Origin of the sequence: Mucilaginibacter myungsuensis (assembly GCF_015222005.1) — a bacterium.
Lineage (GTDB): Bacteria > Bacteroidota > Bacteroidia > Sphingobacteriales > Sphingobacteriaceae > Mucilaginibacter > Mucilaginibacter myungsuensis.
In genome coordinates this window covers 824,613-840,071 of record NZ_JADFFL010000001.1, presented here as the reverse complement: position 1 = coordinate 840,071, position 15,459 = coordinate 824,613, and the positions used below count along the sequence as shown (strand labels likewise).

Below are 15,459 nucleotides of genomic sequence, written 5' to 3'. Positions count from 1 at the left end.
CCTGTGTTACATGTTTAAATTATCCTTTCGCCAACGTGTACTGACCGGCTTTGCCGTGTCAATCTTCCTGGTGATCATTGTAGGTGTATTGTCCTACACCAGCATCAATAAATTGGAAGACGACAATGTTATGGTAGATCACACCCAAACAGTGATCAGCACGTCTGACAATCTATTACAATTACTCATCGATGCCGAGACGGGCATGCGCGGTTACTCCGCGACCAACAAACGCGAACTTTTAGACCCCTATAATGCTGCCTTACCCAGGATAGCATCTGACATTGAAAAATTAAAAGACCTGGTTAGCGACAACGATGTGCAAAGCAGGCGTGTGGATACCATATCGACCAAGGTGTCTGAACAATTGGCTTTGCTGCGCCTCAATATCGATACCCGTGAAACCAAAGGGCTGGAATACATGGTTGCCAATAACATGTTCGTTAATGGTAAAGCCATTATGGACGAGATCCGCAACCTGAGAGGACGGTTGAACGTTACAGAGACCAAGTTGTTAAAAGAACGCCGGGCGAGCTCTGAGCGCGCTTCGTCTGCCGCTATACTGATCATCGGGTTAGGCTCGTTAACCTTTTTGATCATTATTATCGTACTCTTCCAGTTCATTCAAAAAACATTTGATCAGCAGAAGAAAGCAGAGGAGGATATTAGGGTAGCGAACATCCAGCTTGGCGAAGTACTGGCTGAGAACAAGAATAAGAACTGGTTACTCACCGGTACGGGCTTACTGAACGAAAGGATGCAGGGTCAACAGAGTGAGAAAGAATTATCCGAAAGTGTGCTCTCTGAAGTTTGTAAATATACCAATGCTATTACAGGGACGCTTTATTTGTACGATGACACCGAGCAGTATTTGGAATTATATTCTTACTACGCATTTCACGACCTTTCTGTGATCAAAAAGAAGGTTAAAATGTCTGAGGGTTGGTTGGGCCAGGTAGCTGCCGACCAAAAGCCGGCCGTGATCAAAGGTACATTGAACGAAAAATTAGAACTGGAAACTTCGATCATTAGCCAGGAATTGGCCGAGATCATGATCGTGCCGTTCTTTTTTGACAAAAAATTAAAGGGTGTATTAGAGATCGCTTTCCAAAATCAGATCCCGCAAACCGTTAACGACTATATTTTAGCAGTAGCCAACGATATTGGCATCGCCATTAACACCGCTCAGGCGCGCACCATCATGCACGACCTGTTCGAGGAGACACAGCAACAAGCCGAGGAACTGGAAGCGCAGCAAGAAGAGATGCGCGTAACCAACGAGGAGTTGCTGAACAAGACAGAAATGCTGCAGGCGTCAGAAGAAGAATTGCGCGTACAGCAAGAGGAATTGCGCACCATCAACGCCGAACTGGAAGAGAAGGCCAGCTTGCTGGAAGAGAAGAACCAAGCCATTGAAGAAGCCCGCGCCGCCATAAACGTTAAGGTGGAAGAACTGGAAACCACTGGTAAGTATAAATCGGAATTTTTGGCTAACATGAGCCACGAATTGCGTACGCCGTTGAACAGTATCCTGGTATTGGCCCGCATCCTGAAAGATAATAAGAGCGATAACCTAAGCGCCGATCAGATCAAATACGCGAGTGTGATCTTTAATGCAGGTAATGACCTGTTGACGCTGATCAACGACATCCTGGATCTGTCTAAGATCGAGTCTGGTAAAATGGATCTGATTGTCGAAGAGAGCACTGTTAAGGGTATAGTGAACGATATGGAGATGTTGTTTGCCGAAATGGCATCTAACAAAGGCATCAAATTTAAGTCGACCATTACAGATGTTCCCGAAAAGATCTTTACAGATAAAGTACGTGTGCAACAAGTACTTAAGAACATGTTATCTAACGCATTCAAGTTTACGCCCGAAAACGGTAGTATCGATATTAATGTAACCGCAGGTGATACGCCTAAAACTATCGCCTTTCATATTAAAGATAGCGGCATAGGTATCCCGCCTGAAAAACAAAAGTTGATCTTTGAGGCATTCCAACAAGCAGACGGATCTACCAGTCGCAAATACGGCGGTACCGGTTTGGGCTTATCTATCAGTCGCGAGTTGGCTAACCTGTTGGGCGGTAAAATCACCGTGAGCAGCGAGGTAGGCGAGGGCAGCGAGTTTACGCTGATCATCCCGTTAGAGACCGTTGCGACCAGCGAACCAGAAGAACAAGTGCCAACGGTAGAGACCTTTGTGCCAAATAAACCTTTCTTACAACCTGTAGCTCAATCAGAGCGTAAGGATAAACAATCAGAGCCTTTGGTTGTGATAGTAGAGGATGATAAAAACTTTGCTGACATCCTGAAGGACTACGCCCGCGATCATGGTTACAAAGCAATCGTTGTGAACGAGGGTACCCATGCAGTAGAAACGATCAAAGAAAATCGACCGGATGCGGTGATACTGGATATTATGCTGCCGGGTAAAGACGGCTGGCAGATATTGAAAGAGCTGAAGGCGTCGGCAGAAACATCGGGCATACCGGTGCATTTAATGTCGGCAGGGGAGGCTGCAGCCAATAAGGTACGCCGTGAGGGCGCGATCAGCTTCATGAAGAAGCCGATAGATACCAACACGCTGGATAAGTTGTTTAACGACATGACAACGCAAAGCGGCGTGGTATTTAAGCAGATATTACTGGTGGAAGATCATAAAGCTCAAAGCGAGGCGCTGAGGGAAATGATGGAACGCCAGGGTATATCGGTGGATCAGGCATTTGACGGTGCTTCGGCCTTAGAGAAATTACAGCAGAATGAATACCAATGCGTAATACTCGATCTTAACCTGCCTGATATCTCAGGCCTGGATCTGTTGGACAAGATCAAGGCCGAAGAGAAATTCACCAGCCTGCCGGTAGTGATCAACACGGCGATGGAATTGGACAAAACATCGGTTAACCGCCTGATGCAATATGCAAATGCCATGGTGGTAAAAACAAGTAAATCATCGGACAGACTGATCGACGAGGTCAACCTGTTCTTACATAAGATAAGTAGTAGCCCGCAGCCGGCCACAGCCGCTACGGAGAAAGCAAACCCGGTATCAAAAGGAAAAGAGAAATTGAAAGGCAAAAAAGTATTAGTGGTAGATGATGACATGCGCAACATCTTCGCGTTGACAAGTGCTTTGCAAACGTATGATCTGCAGGTAGAGATAGCTAACGATGGTGAGGAATCTATAACCAAATTAGAGGAAATACCAGACATCGATATCGTGCTGATGGACATCATGATGCCTAAGATGGACGGTTACGAGGCTATGCGACATATACGTAAGCAAAACAAATGGGCCAAACTTCCTATTATAGCATTAACTGCAAAAGCCATGCGTGATGACCGCGAAAAATGTATCGCCGCGGGCGCGAATGATTATATAACAAAACCGGTGGATATTGACCGGTTGATATCGCTGATGCAGCTTTGGATGGGAGAATAATATGGATGGAATACCGGCGTACGATAGTTTAACCACGCCGCAACTTTTTGAATTGATAGACCTGATTAAACGGGTTCACGGCTTTGATTTTTCGCAATATACCAAGGCGTCGCTTAAGCGGCGTTTGGTTCGTATCATGCAGTTCAAAAAACTATCGTTCTACGATCTTAAACATGCGCTGGTGAACGATCAGGCGATGTTTCAGGAGTTTTTAGAAGAGGTAACGGTGAATGTGACAGAGATGTTCCGCGACCCGTCTTTTTATAAGGCACTGAACGCTCAGGTGCTGCCTTACCTGTCGTCTTACCAGCATATTAAGATATGGAGCGCCGGTTGCTCATCGGGCGAGGAGGTTTACTCGATGGCGATCTTATTGAAAGAGGCAGGCATCAGACAAAAGTCGTTCATTTATGGTACGGATATCAATACCGAGGTATTGAAAGAAGCCCGCATGGGTATCTATAGCTTGCGTAAGATAAAAAGCTACGCCGAAAACTATCAGTTTACCGGCTTGCCCGGCACGCTAACGGATCACTTTACCATTTTGTATGATGCGGCCACGATCCATAGCGAAATAAAGCAGAATACGCTGTTCTCTGTACATAATCTTATCTCGGATACCGTTTTTAACGAATTCCAGATGATCAGCTGCCGTAATGTGTTCATTTACTTTGAGTCGGACCTGCAAGAAAAGATATTGGATCTGTTCTACAAAAGCCTTTGTCCGCTCGGTTTCCTTGCGCTGGGTAGTAAAGAGGCTATCCGTTCCGATTTTTTCCGAAAGCGGTTCAAGGTTGTGAATCAAAAAGAGAATATTTACCAGAAAATAGGTGCTTAATCAAGATATCCTTCAGCGGTGGCATAGGAGTGAGGTAGTGCTGATCGGGGGATCGGCAGGCTCGTTCAAACCGATCTTTAGAGCGGTAAAGGGCTTTGCTGAAGGTTTGAATAAGTCGGTGATCATTGTGATCCACCGCAAAAAGAATTTTTTTAGCGAAATTGAAAAACTATTCGCCGAGAATACCCGTATGTCCATGCGCGAAGTAGCGGATAAAGACGTTATCCGTAAGAATACCATATACATTGCACCGCCGAATTATCATACGCTGATAGAAGCCGAAAGGATCTTCAGCCTTGATGTATCCGAACCGGTTTGGTATTCGAAACCATCTATCGATGTAACATTTGAAAGCGCTGCCGAAGTTTACGGACAAAACTGCACCGCGATCTTGCTTTCAGGAGCTAATCAGGACGGGGCCGAAGGGATGCTCAAACTAAAACAGGCCGGCGCACTGACTATTGTGCAAGACCCGGACGAGGCGGACATGAGTGAAATGCCGCTTTCAGCAATTCACCTAGGCGCAGCCCACTATGTTCTTTCAAATAACGATATATTTGAGCTTTTAAAACAATAACATCTACCGTTAACAGCCGCTAACACAATTTAACATGGCCCCCGTAAACATTTTAATTGTGGACGACCGCGAAGAGAACATCATTGCCCTGGAGGCCTTGCTGCATCGCGACGACATCCGCAAATTCTCGACCACATCGCCTAACGAAGCGCTAAAGATAGCCTGGGAGAACCAGATCGCTATAGCCTTGGTAGACGTTCAGATGCCCGAAATGGACGGTTTTGAACTGGTTGAGATGCTAAAATCGAACCCAAAAACGCGGGACATTTTGGTGATCTTTGTCACCGCCATCTCTAAAGAAGCCAAGTATGCCGTTAAAGGCTTTGGTGCCGGCGCGGTCGATTACCTGTACAAACCGCTGGATCCGTACATAACCGCTGCTAAGGTTGACGCCTTTATCCAACTGGCCCGCAGCCAGGCCGAGATCCGTGAGAAAAATATCGAACTACAAAACTTTGCCGTAGTTGTAAAGAACTCGGCCGACATTATATGCGCCGTTGAAGCGCAAACCTTACGCATTACCAGCGTTAACCCTGCCGTAGAAAAGATCTTAGGCTTCCGCCCGAACGAGGTGGTGGGGAAGAGTATCGTTGATATGGCGGTCGAAGATGACCGCGCTCACTTCCGCAAAAAATTGGGTGAGGTGATCAAAGACAACCTGCAATTTTCGGTATTTGAATACCGTTTTGAGACCTTTGACCGCCGTGCCATCTGGGCCGAATGCCGAGTGACCTACCGCAACAAGGTGATCTTTATGAACATCAGCGACGTGTCACCGCAAAAGAGTTTCCAGGAGCAGTTGATCAAATCGAAAGAAGCGGCCGAATACGGTAAGAAGGTTAAAGAAACATTCCTGGCTAATATGAGCCATGAGTTACGTACACCGGTAAATGGCATCATTGGACTGACCGCGCTATTACGTAAAACCGAGACCAACGAGCAGCAAGACGGCATGCTGGACCTGCTGGAAACATCATCACAGAGCCTGTTGGCAGTGATCAACGATGTGTTGGATATCTCTAAGATAGAGGCCGGTAAGTTCAATATTGTGCGCACGGTCAGCAATATCCGTACAACGGTAAGATCGGTACATGACCTGTTGAGATTTAAGGCAGAGGAGCATGATATCGAATTCCTGCTGGAGATAGCGGAGGACGTGCCTGAATACATTATGATGGATACCCTGAGGATGAACCAGATCCTGATGAACCTGTTGAGCAACGCCATTAAGTTCACCGAAAAAGGGTATGTGAAACTTAAGGTTACGCAGCTACAAAAACACGGAGCACGCGTTAAGCTGAAATTTAGCGTAGAGGATACCGGCATAGGTATCCCGGCAGATAGGTTGGCTAAAATATTTGATTCGTTTGAGCAAGCTGAGGATGATACGACCAGTAAATATGGTGGTACAGGTCTTGGCCTGACCATCACCAAAAGCCTGATCGAGCTTAAAGGCGGCGACTTGACGGTGAGTAGCCAGCCGGGTAAAGGCAGCGTGTTCAATTTTACTAATTGGTATGATATCGCCGCTGCACCTGAAAAGAAAGTTGAGCCAAGAGATAAGAACAAAGCCCTGCCGTTGTTTGATGATGTGACCATATTAGTAGCTGAGGATAACCTGGTGAACCAATTTATGCTAACCAAGATCTTGAAGGAATGGAACATCCAGGTAGAGATAGTGGACAACGGACGTAAGGCGCTGGAAAAGTTGAAAGAGTTAGATTTTGATATGATCTTGATGGATACACACATGCCTGAGATGAGCGGTTACCAAACGGCCAAAGCCATCAGGATGGATATGGAAGAGCCTAAGCGCAGCATCCCGATCATATCACTCTCTGCGGCATCATACGATCACGAACAACAACAGGCGCTTACCGCTGGCATGAACGACGTACTACCTAAGCCATTTATGCCGTACGAATTGCACGAGAAGATAGAAAAGCTGTTAGCCGGTAAAAAAAGCTTTGTGACGGCCTAAAACAAACTGGCCTGACCAAGCCCCGCTACGCGAGCTTCAAGCTCTAACAGGTATTGCTTACGCCACAGGCCGCCGGCATACCCGGTAAGGCTACCGTCGGATCCGATCACACGGTGACAAGGCACCACGATCCACATATTATTACGCCCGTTGGCCGACGCGATAGCGCGTATAGCCAGCGGGTTTTTCATACGCTTTGAAAGCGCCGCATAGCTGATCGCCTCGCCATATTTAATATCCGACAAGTTGCGCCAAACCTCCTGCTGAAAATCAGTGCCTTTTTGTTGGAAGGGGAAATCGAATACGGTACGCTGTCCCGCAAAATATTCATCCAATTGCTTAGCGGCCAATATTATCGCCGAAGAAGGTTCTGTCGTATCGTCACCAACCGCATCATGAACGGTACACGACCTTATCAAGCCATCCTCGTCTTCAAGTCGGGCAAAGCCAAGTGGGGTAGGGTGGTAGTGGACTTTCATTTAGATATGAGACGTGAGATATGAGACAAAAATACCGAATTGATTTGATCCATCTACGATCAGGTATTGCTCGGTTATCGCTGCAAGGTGTCTCAAATCTCATATCTCACATCTCATATCTATCAGCTACCTTTGCACCATGCTCAAACAAACGCTCACCTTGCTGCAAAAAGAGATACTGATAGAATGGCGGTCAAAGTATGCTTTCAACAGTGTGTTGCTATATGTAGTATCTACTGTGTTTGTTTGTTATATCGCGTTCTCGTTAAGTCCCGGTTTTCAGCAGAGCGCCGGGTATCCCATTGTGTGGAACGTGCTGTTCTGGGTGATCATGCTGTTCGCGGCTGTAAATGCCATCGCCAAAAGTTTTTTGACGGAGAGCAGGGGGCGCATGTTGTATTATTATTCCATCACTGATGCAAGAGCGGTAATCTTATCTAAAACCATTTATAACGGTCTGCTGATGCTGATATTAAGCACGTTGACGCTGATCATTTATTCCCTTTTCTTCACCAATACGCTCGGTAACCCGGGACTTTATTTTTTAGCAGTCTTTTTGGGGAGCGTTAGTTTTTCAACAGTATTCACCATGGTATCGGCCATAGCATCCAAAGCGGGCAATGGCAGCGGGTTGATGGCGGTATTAAGTTTTCCGGTGATCATCCCGGTGATATTGACGCTCATTAAATTAAGCAAGAACGCCATGGACGGCATCGATGCGATATCTACCAATCAATATATTATCCTGCTGGTGGCTATCAATTTTATTGTGGTCGCCACTTCACTTATCTTATTCCCCTTCCTGTGGCGCGATTAGGATCGATCATGCGTTTTTGGATATTGATATCCTTTGTCTTGCTACCGCTGTTCGGCTTGGCGCAGGGCGGTACCATTACCGGCAAGGTGACGCGGATGGATACGAACGGCGCATTGGCAAAAGCAAGCATCTTCCTCAGTAATTCATCTTACGGGACAAGCACTAATGATGATGGCACATTTACGTTAAGTGGCGTTAAACCAGGTCAATATGAATTGATAGTAACTATGGTAGGTCTTGAAGATCATAGTCAAACCGTATTGATCGGCAAAGAACCTATCAAACTCCATATCGCGCTGATGCCCAAGGTGACCCAACTACGTGAGGTGGTAATATCTACCCCCGAGAGTTGGCGTAAGAATTACGAGATGTTTGTGAAGGAGTTCTTAGGTGTTTCCGAAAATGCAAAGAATTGTAAGATACTCAACCCTAAGGTGCTCAATTTCTCGTACCGCAAAGCTAAAGAGACCTTAGAGGCCTGGTCGGATGAGTTTGTGGAGATCGAAAATAAAGCGCTCGGCTACAAAGTGAAATTTTTGCTGAAGTCGTTTGCCTGCGATAATCTAAACAATGTGATATCGTGGGAGGGCAAAATACTTTTTGAGGAAATGCCCGCCAAAGCATCGCAAAAAAAGATCTGGGAAGCTAAAAGGAATGACATCTATTATGGATCGAGTCAGCACTTTTTCCGTTCGTTACAAAATGTGAAGCTGGACGAAGATGGCTTTATCGTCATGATCCTTCAGCGTAAACCCAACCCGAAACGACCGGCCCATCAGCTGATCATGAAAAATATTACCAAGTATGAGAGTGCAGGCAATATAGATTCGCTGAACAGGTGGAAGAACTTATACGCGCTGCGCCGTTATGATGAGACGTTGATCCGTAGGCCGTTGAAAGAAACCGATATTACCTGGGGCACTGATAAGGAAGGCATCTTTGCGCTTAGCTTTCCAGACTATCTCTACGTGATGTACAACCGCAAATTAGAGACCGACGATCTGAAGGATATATATCACCCGTTGAATATGCCTTTCTATCAAACCAGTATCATTACGCTGTACAAACCTTATGCGCTGTTCGACCGGAATGGATCGATCATAACAGGTGGCAGCACGCTCATAGAGGGAACCTGGTCTAAAAGTAAAGTTGCTGAGTTGTTGCCGGTAGATTATGTGCCGGGTGATATGGTCTTGACGGAGAAGTAGGAGGAACTCGCCGCTATTTTAACAAATTTGTCATCCCGACAGAGCGAAAGGCGGACTTGTGCGCAGGGCGACGAGGGAGCTTCTCTACCTTGTTTATCAGACGTGTATGTCCGCTTTGCACCCGGGAGAAGTTTAGAGCTAAGCATATCAGACCTGCGTATCCGCTTTACATCGTGGAGAAGTTCCTTCACTGCGTTCGGGATGACAAATTTTTATATTTTTTCTTAGCACAACCGCTCACCCTAAACCTGATCGAAGTGGAAAACCCGCAGCGGGCGTAGGCTCTGCGCGTCTGCTGGGCGAGGCTTTGTAGCGGAGAGCAGGAACAAGCGCTGATAGTAGCAGTAGCATTGCTTTTCAAAATCTTATCAATTCGCCAAAAGGCTTGTAATTTCTTCAATAATTGGCAACTCTGATAACGGTATCGTCATTTCTTTCTCACATCTTAAATCTCACTTCTCATATCCAAAAAAGCACTAACTTTGCCGCATTCTAAGTATTTATGAAGTTCATTTATCAAACCTGGTGGAAGGTGTTAACGGTGATCCTGATCGGGTCTACGTTCATTACTGGTCTGCTATTTAAAGTACCCCGTTTAGATATCCTGCACGAGACCATTCGTAACCTGTATTTCCACGTACCGATGTGGATGGGCATGTTAACGGTATTGGTCGTATCGGTTTTTTACAGCGTTAGGTATCTTGCCAACCCGAAAGAGGAATACGACATTGCTGCTGTGGAGTGTGTGAATACCGGCCTTTTCTTTTACGCGATAGGTTTGGTGACGGGTATGATGTGGGCTAAATATACCTGGGGCGAATATTGGAGTGGCGACCCGAAGCAGAACAGCGCGGCGATAGCATTTTTGCTGTACTGTGCATACGTGGTATTACGCAACTCGATAGACGAGGAGCAGAAACGCGCCAAGATAGCGGCCATATACAACATCTTTGCCTTCCCGATCATGGTGGTGCTGATCTTTGTATTGCCGCGTATGACCGACTCGTTGCACCCTGGTAGTGGCGGTAACCCGGCCTTTGGTAAATATGACCTGGACAACGGCATGAAGCTGGCTTTTTACCCGGCCATGCTGGGCTGGAGCTTTTTAGCCCTATGGATAGCCACGCTGAGGTTCCGCATCCGTACGATTGAATATAAAAAGAACGCTGTAAACTAAATATTGATGAAAAAATTAAGCTCTTTAATGCTTGCGCTGATGCTGAGCATTGCAGCCTTTGCCCAACCATCGTCGGTTGAGATGGCCGATACGATGCGTAGCGAGGGTAAGATCTACGTGGTTATCGCTACTATTACGATAGTCTTTATAGGACTGGCCATTTTCCTGTTCTCGATAGACCGTCGTGTAAAAAAGTTAGAAAAAAGTAACTGATACAAAAATTAGCCCTATTGCGTTTAAACATATATTTAGGGCGATTGTTAAAAAGTGTAGTCCAAACACCAACCCTTTTGGGATTTGCATATATGAAACTAATTACCCCACCTTTGCACACTTTTTTTTACCAATTATTCAACTAATATAAATATGGCTAACAACAATAAAGCTGCCATGGAAGAAATGCACTTCTTTGCGGACGTTTGCAAAAACTTTGATCACGCGGCTAAATTTACACAGCATGATGCCGGTTTGCTTGACCAGATCAGGTCTTGCAATTCTGTTTTCCGTTTCCGTTTCCCTATCCGCAGGGGCAATGGTTTTGAAGTTATTGATGCCTGGCGTATAGAACACTCGCATCACCAATCGCCTACCAAAGGCGGTATCCGTTATAGTGAAATGGTAAACGAGGACGAGGTAATGGCCCTTGCCGCGCTGATGACCTATAAGTGTGCTATCGTGAATGTACCGTTTGGCGGTGCTAAAGGTGGTATCAAGATCAACCCGAAAGAATATACCGTACAGGAATTAGAAAATATTACCCGCCGTTACACGGTAGAGCTGACCAAGAAGAACTTTATTGGCCCAAGCATAGACGTACCTGCTCCGGATTACGGATCGGGTGAGCGCGAAATGAGCTGGATAGCTGATACTTACGCTACTATGAATCCGGGTCAGCTGGATGCCATGGGCGTGGTTACCGGTAAGCCGATCGCTTTGCACGGTATCGCCGGTCGTAGAGAAGCTACGGGCCGTGGTGTGGCTATTGCTGCCCGCGAGTGTGTAAGCTTTGCCGAGGATATGGAGAAACTGGGCCTTACAGCAGGTTTAGAAGGTAAAAAAGTGATCGTGCAGGGTTTAGGTAACGTAGGTTACTACTCTGCAAAATACCTGGCCGAATTTGGCGCTACCATTGTAGGTATCTGCGAGTTCGAGGGCGCTATTTACAACGCTGATGGTTTAGACTATGATGCTGTTTTTCAACATCGTAAAGCTACCGGTTCTTTACTCAACTTCCCCGGCGCAACATCTTTCGAAAACTCGGGCGAAGGCTTAGAGCAACCTTGCGATATCCTTGTGCCTGCCGCTTTAGAGAACCAGATCACTATCGATAACATCCGCCGTATTAAAGCTAAGATCATTGTAGAAGGCGCTAACGGCCCAACTACGCCTGAAGCTGAAGCTATCTTCTACGAGGAAATGGGTGGCTTTATCGTTCCGGATATGTATGCTAACGCCGGTGGTGTTACCGTATCCTACTTTGAGTGGTTGAAGAACCTGTCGCACGTGGCTTTTGGCCGTATGAACCGCCGTTTCGAAGAGAACTCGAACAAGAACATCGTGAACATGGTGGAGAGCATTACGGGTGTAAACTTGTCCGACTCGCAACGTGCCACTATTGTTAAGGGAGCATCTGAGTTAGAGTTAGTTAACTCAGGCTTAGAGGATACCATGATCCGCTCTTACCACGAGATACGTGAGACCTTTGTAAGCACTGAAGGTATAGACACCTTGCGTACCGCTGCTTTTGTGGGCGCGATAAACAAGATCGCTGTATCATACCAAAACTTGGGTATCTGGCCGTGATCGGCTGGTCAGTTGACCCGTGACCAGTTAAGCGGTGAACGGTTTATAATATTGAATGCCATCCGTTTACGGATGGCATTTTTGTTTGAGGATATTTTATATCTTTAAAGATCTAACCTGAATGGTAAATGTCCATCGAACCGAAAAACTTTGACGACCTGTCTACCCGGCCTGCCGGAATTTCTTTGCACCCGAATGAAGGTGAACGCCTAGCGGCGGTCCGCTCTTACCGTATTTTAGATACCGCCGAAGAACAAGACCTTGACGAGATAACCGCTTTGGCATCAGCTATTTGTGGTACGCCTGTTTCACTGGTGACATTTTTGGATGGCAAACGGCAGTGGTTCAAATCCCATCACGGTACCGATGTGACCGAAACACCGCAGGAATTTGCCTTTTGCGCCCACGCCGTAGCATCGTCAGCCCCGATAACGATCATCTCTGATCTGACCAAAGACGACCGCTTTACAGAAAACCCGTTAGTACATAGTGACCCGCATGTGGTTTTTTATGCCGGGGTGCCATTGGTCGACAGACAAGGTTATGGATTGGGGACGCTATGTGTGGTAGACATGCAGCCACGAGAGTTGAATGAACTACAGATCAGTACCCTTAAGGTATTGGCTAAACAGGTGGTAGATAAGTTAGAGGCCCGCCGAAAAGTATTTGAGTTAGAGGCATCTAACCAAAAACTATACGAAAGCGAGAACCGCTTTCGTGGATTGGTGAGCCAGGCCCCGGTGGCTATTGCGATATATGCGGGGTCGGATAAGGTGATCGAGGATGTTAATCAGGAGATGCTTGATATTTTAGGTCGCGGGTCGGAGATCATTGGCATGCCCTTACTAAAAGCCCGCCCCGAGTTGGAAGGCCACCCTTATATGGACGTGATCAATAGCGTTTTCGCTGAGGGTGAAACACATAGAGGCGAAGGTGTTAAAGTCCCGGTGCTGAGCAATGGCCAGCTGCGCGAAGGTTATTTTGATGTGACTTATAAGCCTATCCTCAACGATGAGGGTACGGTGATCAGCGTAATGGTTGTCGCAATCGAAGTAACTGAAAAAGTGCTGCTTAGCCAAAGAGAGGCCGAATTAGGCGAAGAGCTGATGGCCGCCAACGAGGAATTGATGGCCGCTAACGAAGAACTTATCGCATCGCAAGAGAACCTGATAGCCATTAATCACTATCTTACCGAAAGCGAAGGCCGTTTTCGCGACCTTATAGTCCAAGCGCCAATAGCAATAGCCATTTACAGTAAGGATGACCTGATCATAGAGCAAGCCAACGATACTATGCTGGCCATTTGGGGCAGGGATAGTTCAGTGATAGGTAAGCCGCTGTTACAGGCTCGTCCTGAAATAGTTGGTCATCCATTTGTAGGTTACCTGAGTGGTATTTTAGCGACAGGAGAGGAGAAGTCCGGTCAGTCGATCAAAGCTGTACTGCCACGCGGCGACCGATTTGAGGAGCGTTACTTCGATGCCACTTACAAGCCTATCAAAGATCGTAAAGGGGCAGTTACCGGCGTGATCGTGGTAGCTATTGACGTTACCGAACGTTACCATACCGACCAGCGCGAAGCCGAGTTTAAAGAAGAACTGGCCGCCATGAACGAGGAACTGACAGATGCCAACCGCGAGTTGACTCTCTATCAGGATAACCTGTTGAAAGTTAACGATGTACTGAGCGAAAGCGAGTCGCGGTTCAAGCACCTGATCATGCAGGCACCGGTGGCAATAGCTACCCTAAGGGGCCGCGAATTGGTGGTCACCAAGGCTAATGATATGATCTTGGAGATATGGGGTAAAGACAATTCGGTAGTGGGTAAACCGCTGCATATTGCGCTGCCCGAACTTCAGGGGCAACCGTTTTTGCAGATATTGGATGATGTATTTACCTCAGGCGAAGCCTTTGTAGGTAGCGAGGCGCAAGTGTCTCTCTACCATGAAGGTAGTTTGAAAGACATGTTCGTCAACTTTGTTTATAAACCGATCACTATCAATGGCGAAACTACTGATATTATGGTAGTTGCAGTTGATGTGACCGAACAGGTGAACGCGCGTAAAGATGTTGAAGAAGCTAATATCAGGTTTAATATCGCTTTGGATGCCAGCGGCTTAGGGTCTACAGAGGTTGAACTGAGCACGGGTGTAATGACATCCACCAAGCAATTCAAAAAGAATTACGGTCGTGCTGAAGATGAGGTATTTAATTATCCGGACCTTTTTGATTCGATGCTGCCGGAATATCGCGATGAAGTGAAAAGACGTGTAGCTGATGCGATCGCCGATAATTCGGTATACCAAGCTGAATATGAAGTAGTTTGGCCGGATGGTTCTATCCACTGGATCAGTGCGCACGGCAGGCCAAGGTACGATGCTAACGGCAAAGCCATTCGCATGGTAGGTATGACCGCCGATATCACCGAGCAAAAGCTACAGGAGCGCCGTAAGGATGATTTCCTGAGCATTGCCAGTCATGAATTGAAGACCCCGACCACCAGTTTAAAGGCTGCTTTACAGTTACTTAACCTGATCAAGGATAAGCCTACTTCGCCTATGCATGTGAGGCTGATAGAGCAATCTAACCGTAGCATGGACCGCATGACCACCCTGATAGATGACCTGCTTAACGTGAATAGCATGAAGGAAGGTCAGTTGAAGCTGGATAAGAGCCTGTTCACTGTTTCTCACATGCTTAATGCCTGCTGCAGTCATGTACGCTTAGCGGGTAAGCACGAATTGATCTTTGAGGGAGATGCCGACCTGCAAGTGATCGCTGATGAACATCGCATAGATCAGGTGGTGATCAATCTGGTGAATAATGCAGTGAAGTATGCGCCTGATAGTCAAGACATATACCTGATTGCCGAACGTTTTGGTGATGTTGCCAAAGTGTCCGTCCGCGATACTGGTCTTGGTATCCCTAAAGATAAGCTACCCTTCCTGTTCGACAGGTATTATAGGGCAGATCATACAGGCTATACCTATTCAGGTCTGGGATTGGGGTTGTATATCTGTTCCGAGATCATCAAGCGCCACGGCGGCGAGATAGGCGTAGACAGCGAGGTGGGCAAAGGCAGTACATTTTGGTTCACACTTCCGCTCTGATACTTCATATAGAGGTAAGCA

At 46.6% G+C, this 15,459-nt stretch carries 11 protein-coding genes; 10 read left to right on the top strand and 1 reads right to left on the bottom strand.

The window, feature by feature from the left end; all coding sequences use genetic code 11:
• The first annotated feature begins 10 nt into the window (after window positions 1-10).
• The 4 genes from IRJ16_RS03520 to IRJ16_RS03505 are packed head-to-tail and all read left to right on the top strand — an operon-like array spanning window position 11 to window position 6,844.
• Window positions 11-3,448, top strand: coding sequence for a response regulator (locus IRJ16_RS03520; RefSeq protein WP_194110126.1), 3,438 nt, complete (start codon window positions 11-13; stop codon window positions 3,446-3,448).
• 1 nt (window position 3,449) lies between these two features.
• On the top strand, window positions 3,450-4,286 hold the full coding sequence (locus tag IRJ16_RS03515) for a CheR family methyltransferase (protein ID WP_194110125.1): 837 nt from the start codon (window positions 3,450-3,452) through the stop codon (window positions 4,284-4,286).
• The gene (locus IRJ16_RS03510) at window positions 4,279-4,863 is read left to right on the top strand and encodes a chemotaxis protein CheB (protein WP_194110124.1); all 585 of its coding nucleotides are present in this window, start codon (window positions 4,279-4,281) and stop codon (window positions 4,861-4,863) included. Before IRJ16_RS03515 ends, IRJ16_RS03510 begins: the two co-directional genes overlap by 8 nt.
• Window positions 4,864-4,897: 34 nt before the next feature.
• On the top strand, window positions 4,898-6,844 hold the full coding sequence (locus tag IRJ16_RS03505; RefSeq protein ID WP_194110123.1) for a hybrid sensor histidine kinase/response regulator: 1,947 nt from the start codon (window positions 4,898-4,900) through the stop codon (window positions 6,842-6,844).
• Here the strand turns inward: IRJ16_RS03505 and IRJ16_RS03500 are convergent.
• The gene (locus IRJ16_RS03500) at window positions 6,841-7,323 is read right to left on the bottom strand and encodes a methylated-DNA--[protein]-cysteine S-methyltransferase (protein WP_194110122.1); all 483 of its coding nucleotides are present in this window, start codon (window positions 7,321-7,323) and stop codon (window positions 6,841-6,843) included. The two genes, IRJ16_RS03505 and IRJ16_RS03500, sit on opposite strands and share 4 nt — an antisense overlap.
• Before the next feature lie 139 nt (window positions 7,324-7,462).
• Here IRJ16_RS03500 and IRJ16_RS03495 point away from each other — a divergent pair, with 139 nt between their 5' ends.
• The 6 genes from IRJ16_RS03495 to IRJ16_RS03470 all read left to right on the top strand — a co-directional run bounded on the left by IRJ16_RS03495 (window position 7,463) and on the right by IRJ16_RS03470 (window position 15,438).
• On the top strand, window positions 7,463-8,140 hold the full coding sequence (locus tag IRJ16_RS03495; RefSeq protein ID WP_194110121.1) for a heme exporter protein CcmB: 678 nt from the start codon (window positions 7,463-7,465) through the stop codon (window positions 8,138-8,140).
• A gap of 8 nt (window positions 8,141-8,148) precedes the next feature.
• Window positions 8,149-9,348 carry a carboxypeptidase-like regulatory domain-containing protein gene (locus IRJ16_RS03490; RefSeq protein WP_194110120.1) on the top strand — a complete coding sequence of 400 codons (1,200 nt, stop codon included), beginning with the start codon at window positions 8,149-8,151 and terminating at the stop codon, window positions 9,346-9,348.
• A 502-nt stretch (window positions 9,349-9,850) separates the two neighbouring features.
• Window positions 9,851-10,525, top strand: coding sequence for a cytochrome c biogenesis protein CcsA (ccsA, locus tag IRJ16_RS03485; protein ID WP_228079780.1), 675 nt, complete (start codon window positions 9,851-9,853; stop codon window positions 10,523-10,525).
• Window positions 10,526-10,531: 6 nt separating this feature from the next.
• The gene (locus IRJ16_RS03480; RefSeq protein WP_194110119.1) at window positions 10,532-10,738 is read left to right on the top strand and encodes a CcmD family protein; all 207 of its coding nucleotides are present in this window, start codon (window positions 10,532-10,534) and stop codon (window positions 10,736-10,738) included.
• A 153-nt stretch (window positions 10,739-10,891) separates the two neighbouring features.
• A complete protein-coding gene (locus IRJ16_RS03475; protein ID WP_194110118.1) occupies window positions 10,892-12,328 on the top strand; it encodes a Glu/Leu/Phe/Val family dehydrogenase in 1,437 nt (478 codons plus the stop codon).
• A gap of 128 nt (window positions 12,329-12,456) precedes the next feature.
• Entirely contained in the window at window positions 12,457-15,438 is a 2,982-nt protein-coding gene (locus IRJ16_RS03470; protein WP_194110117.1) for a PAS domain-containing protein, read from the top strand.
• Window positions 15,439-15,459 lie beyond the last annotated feature (21 nt).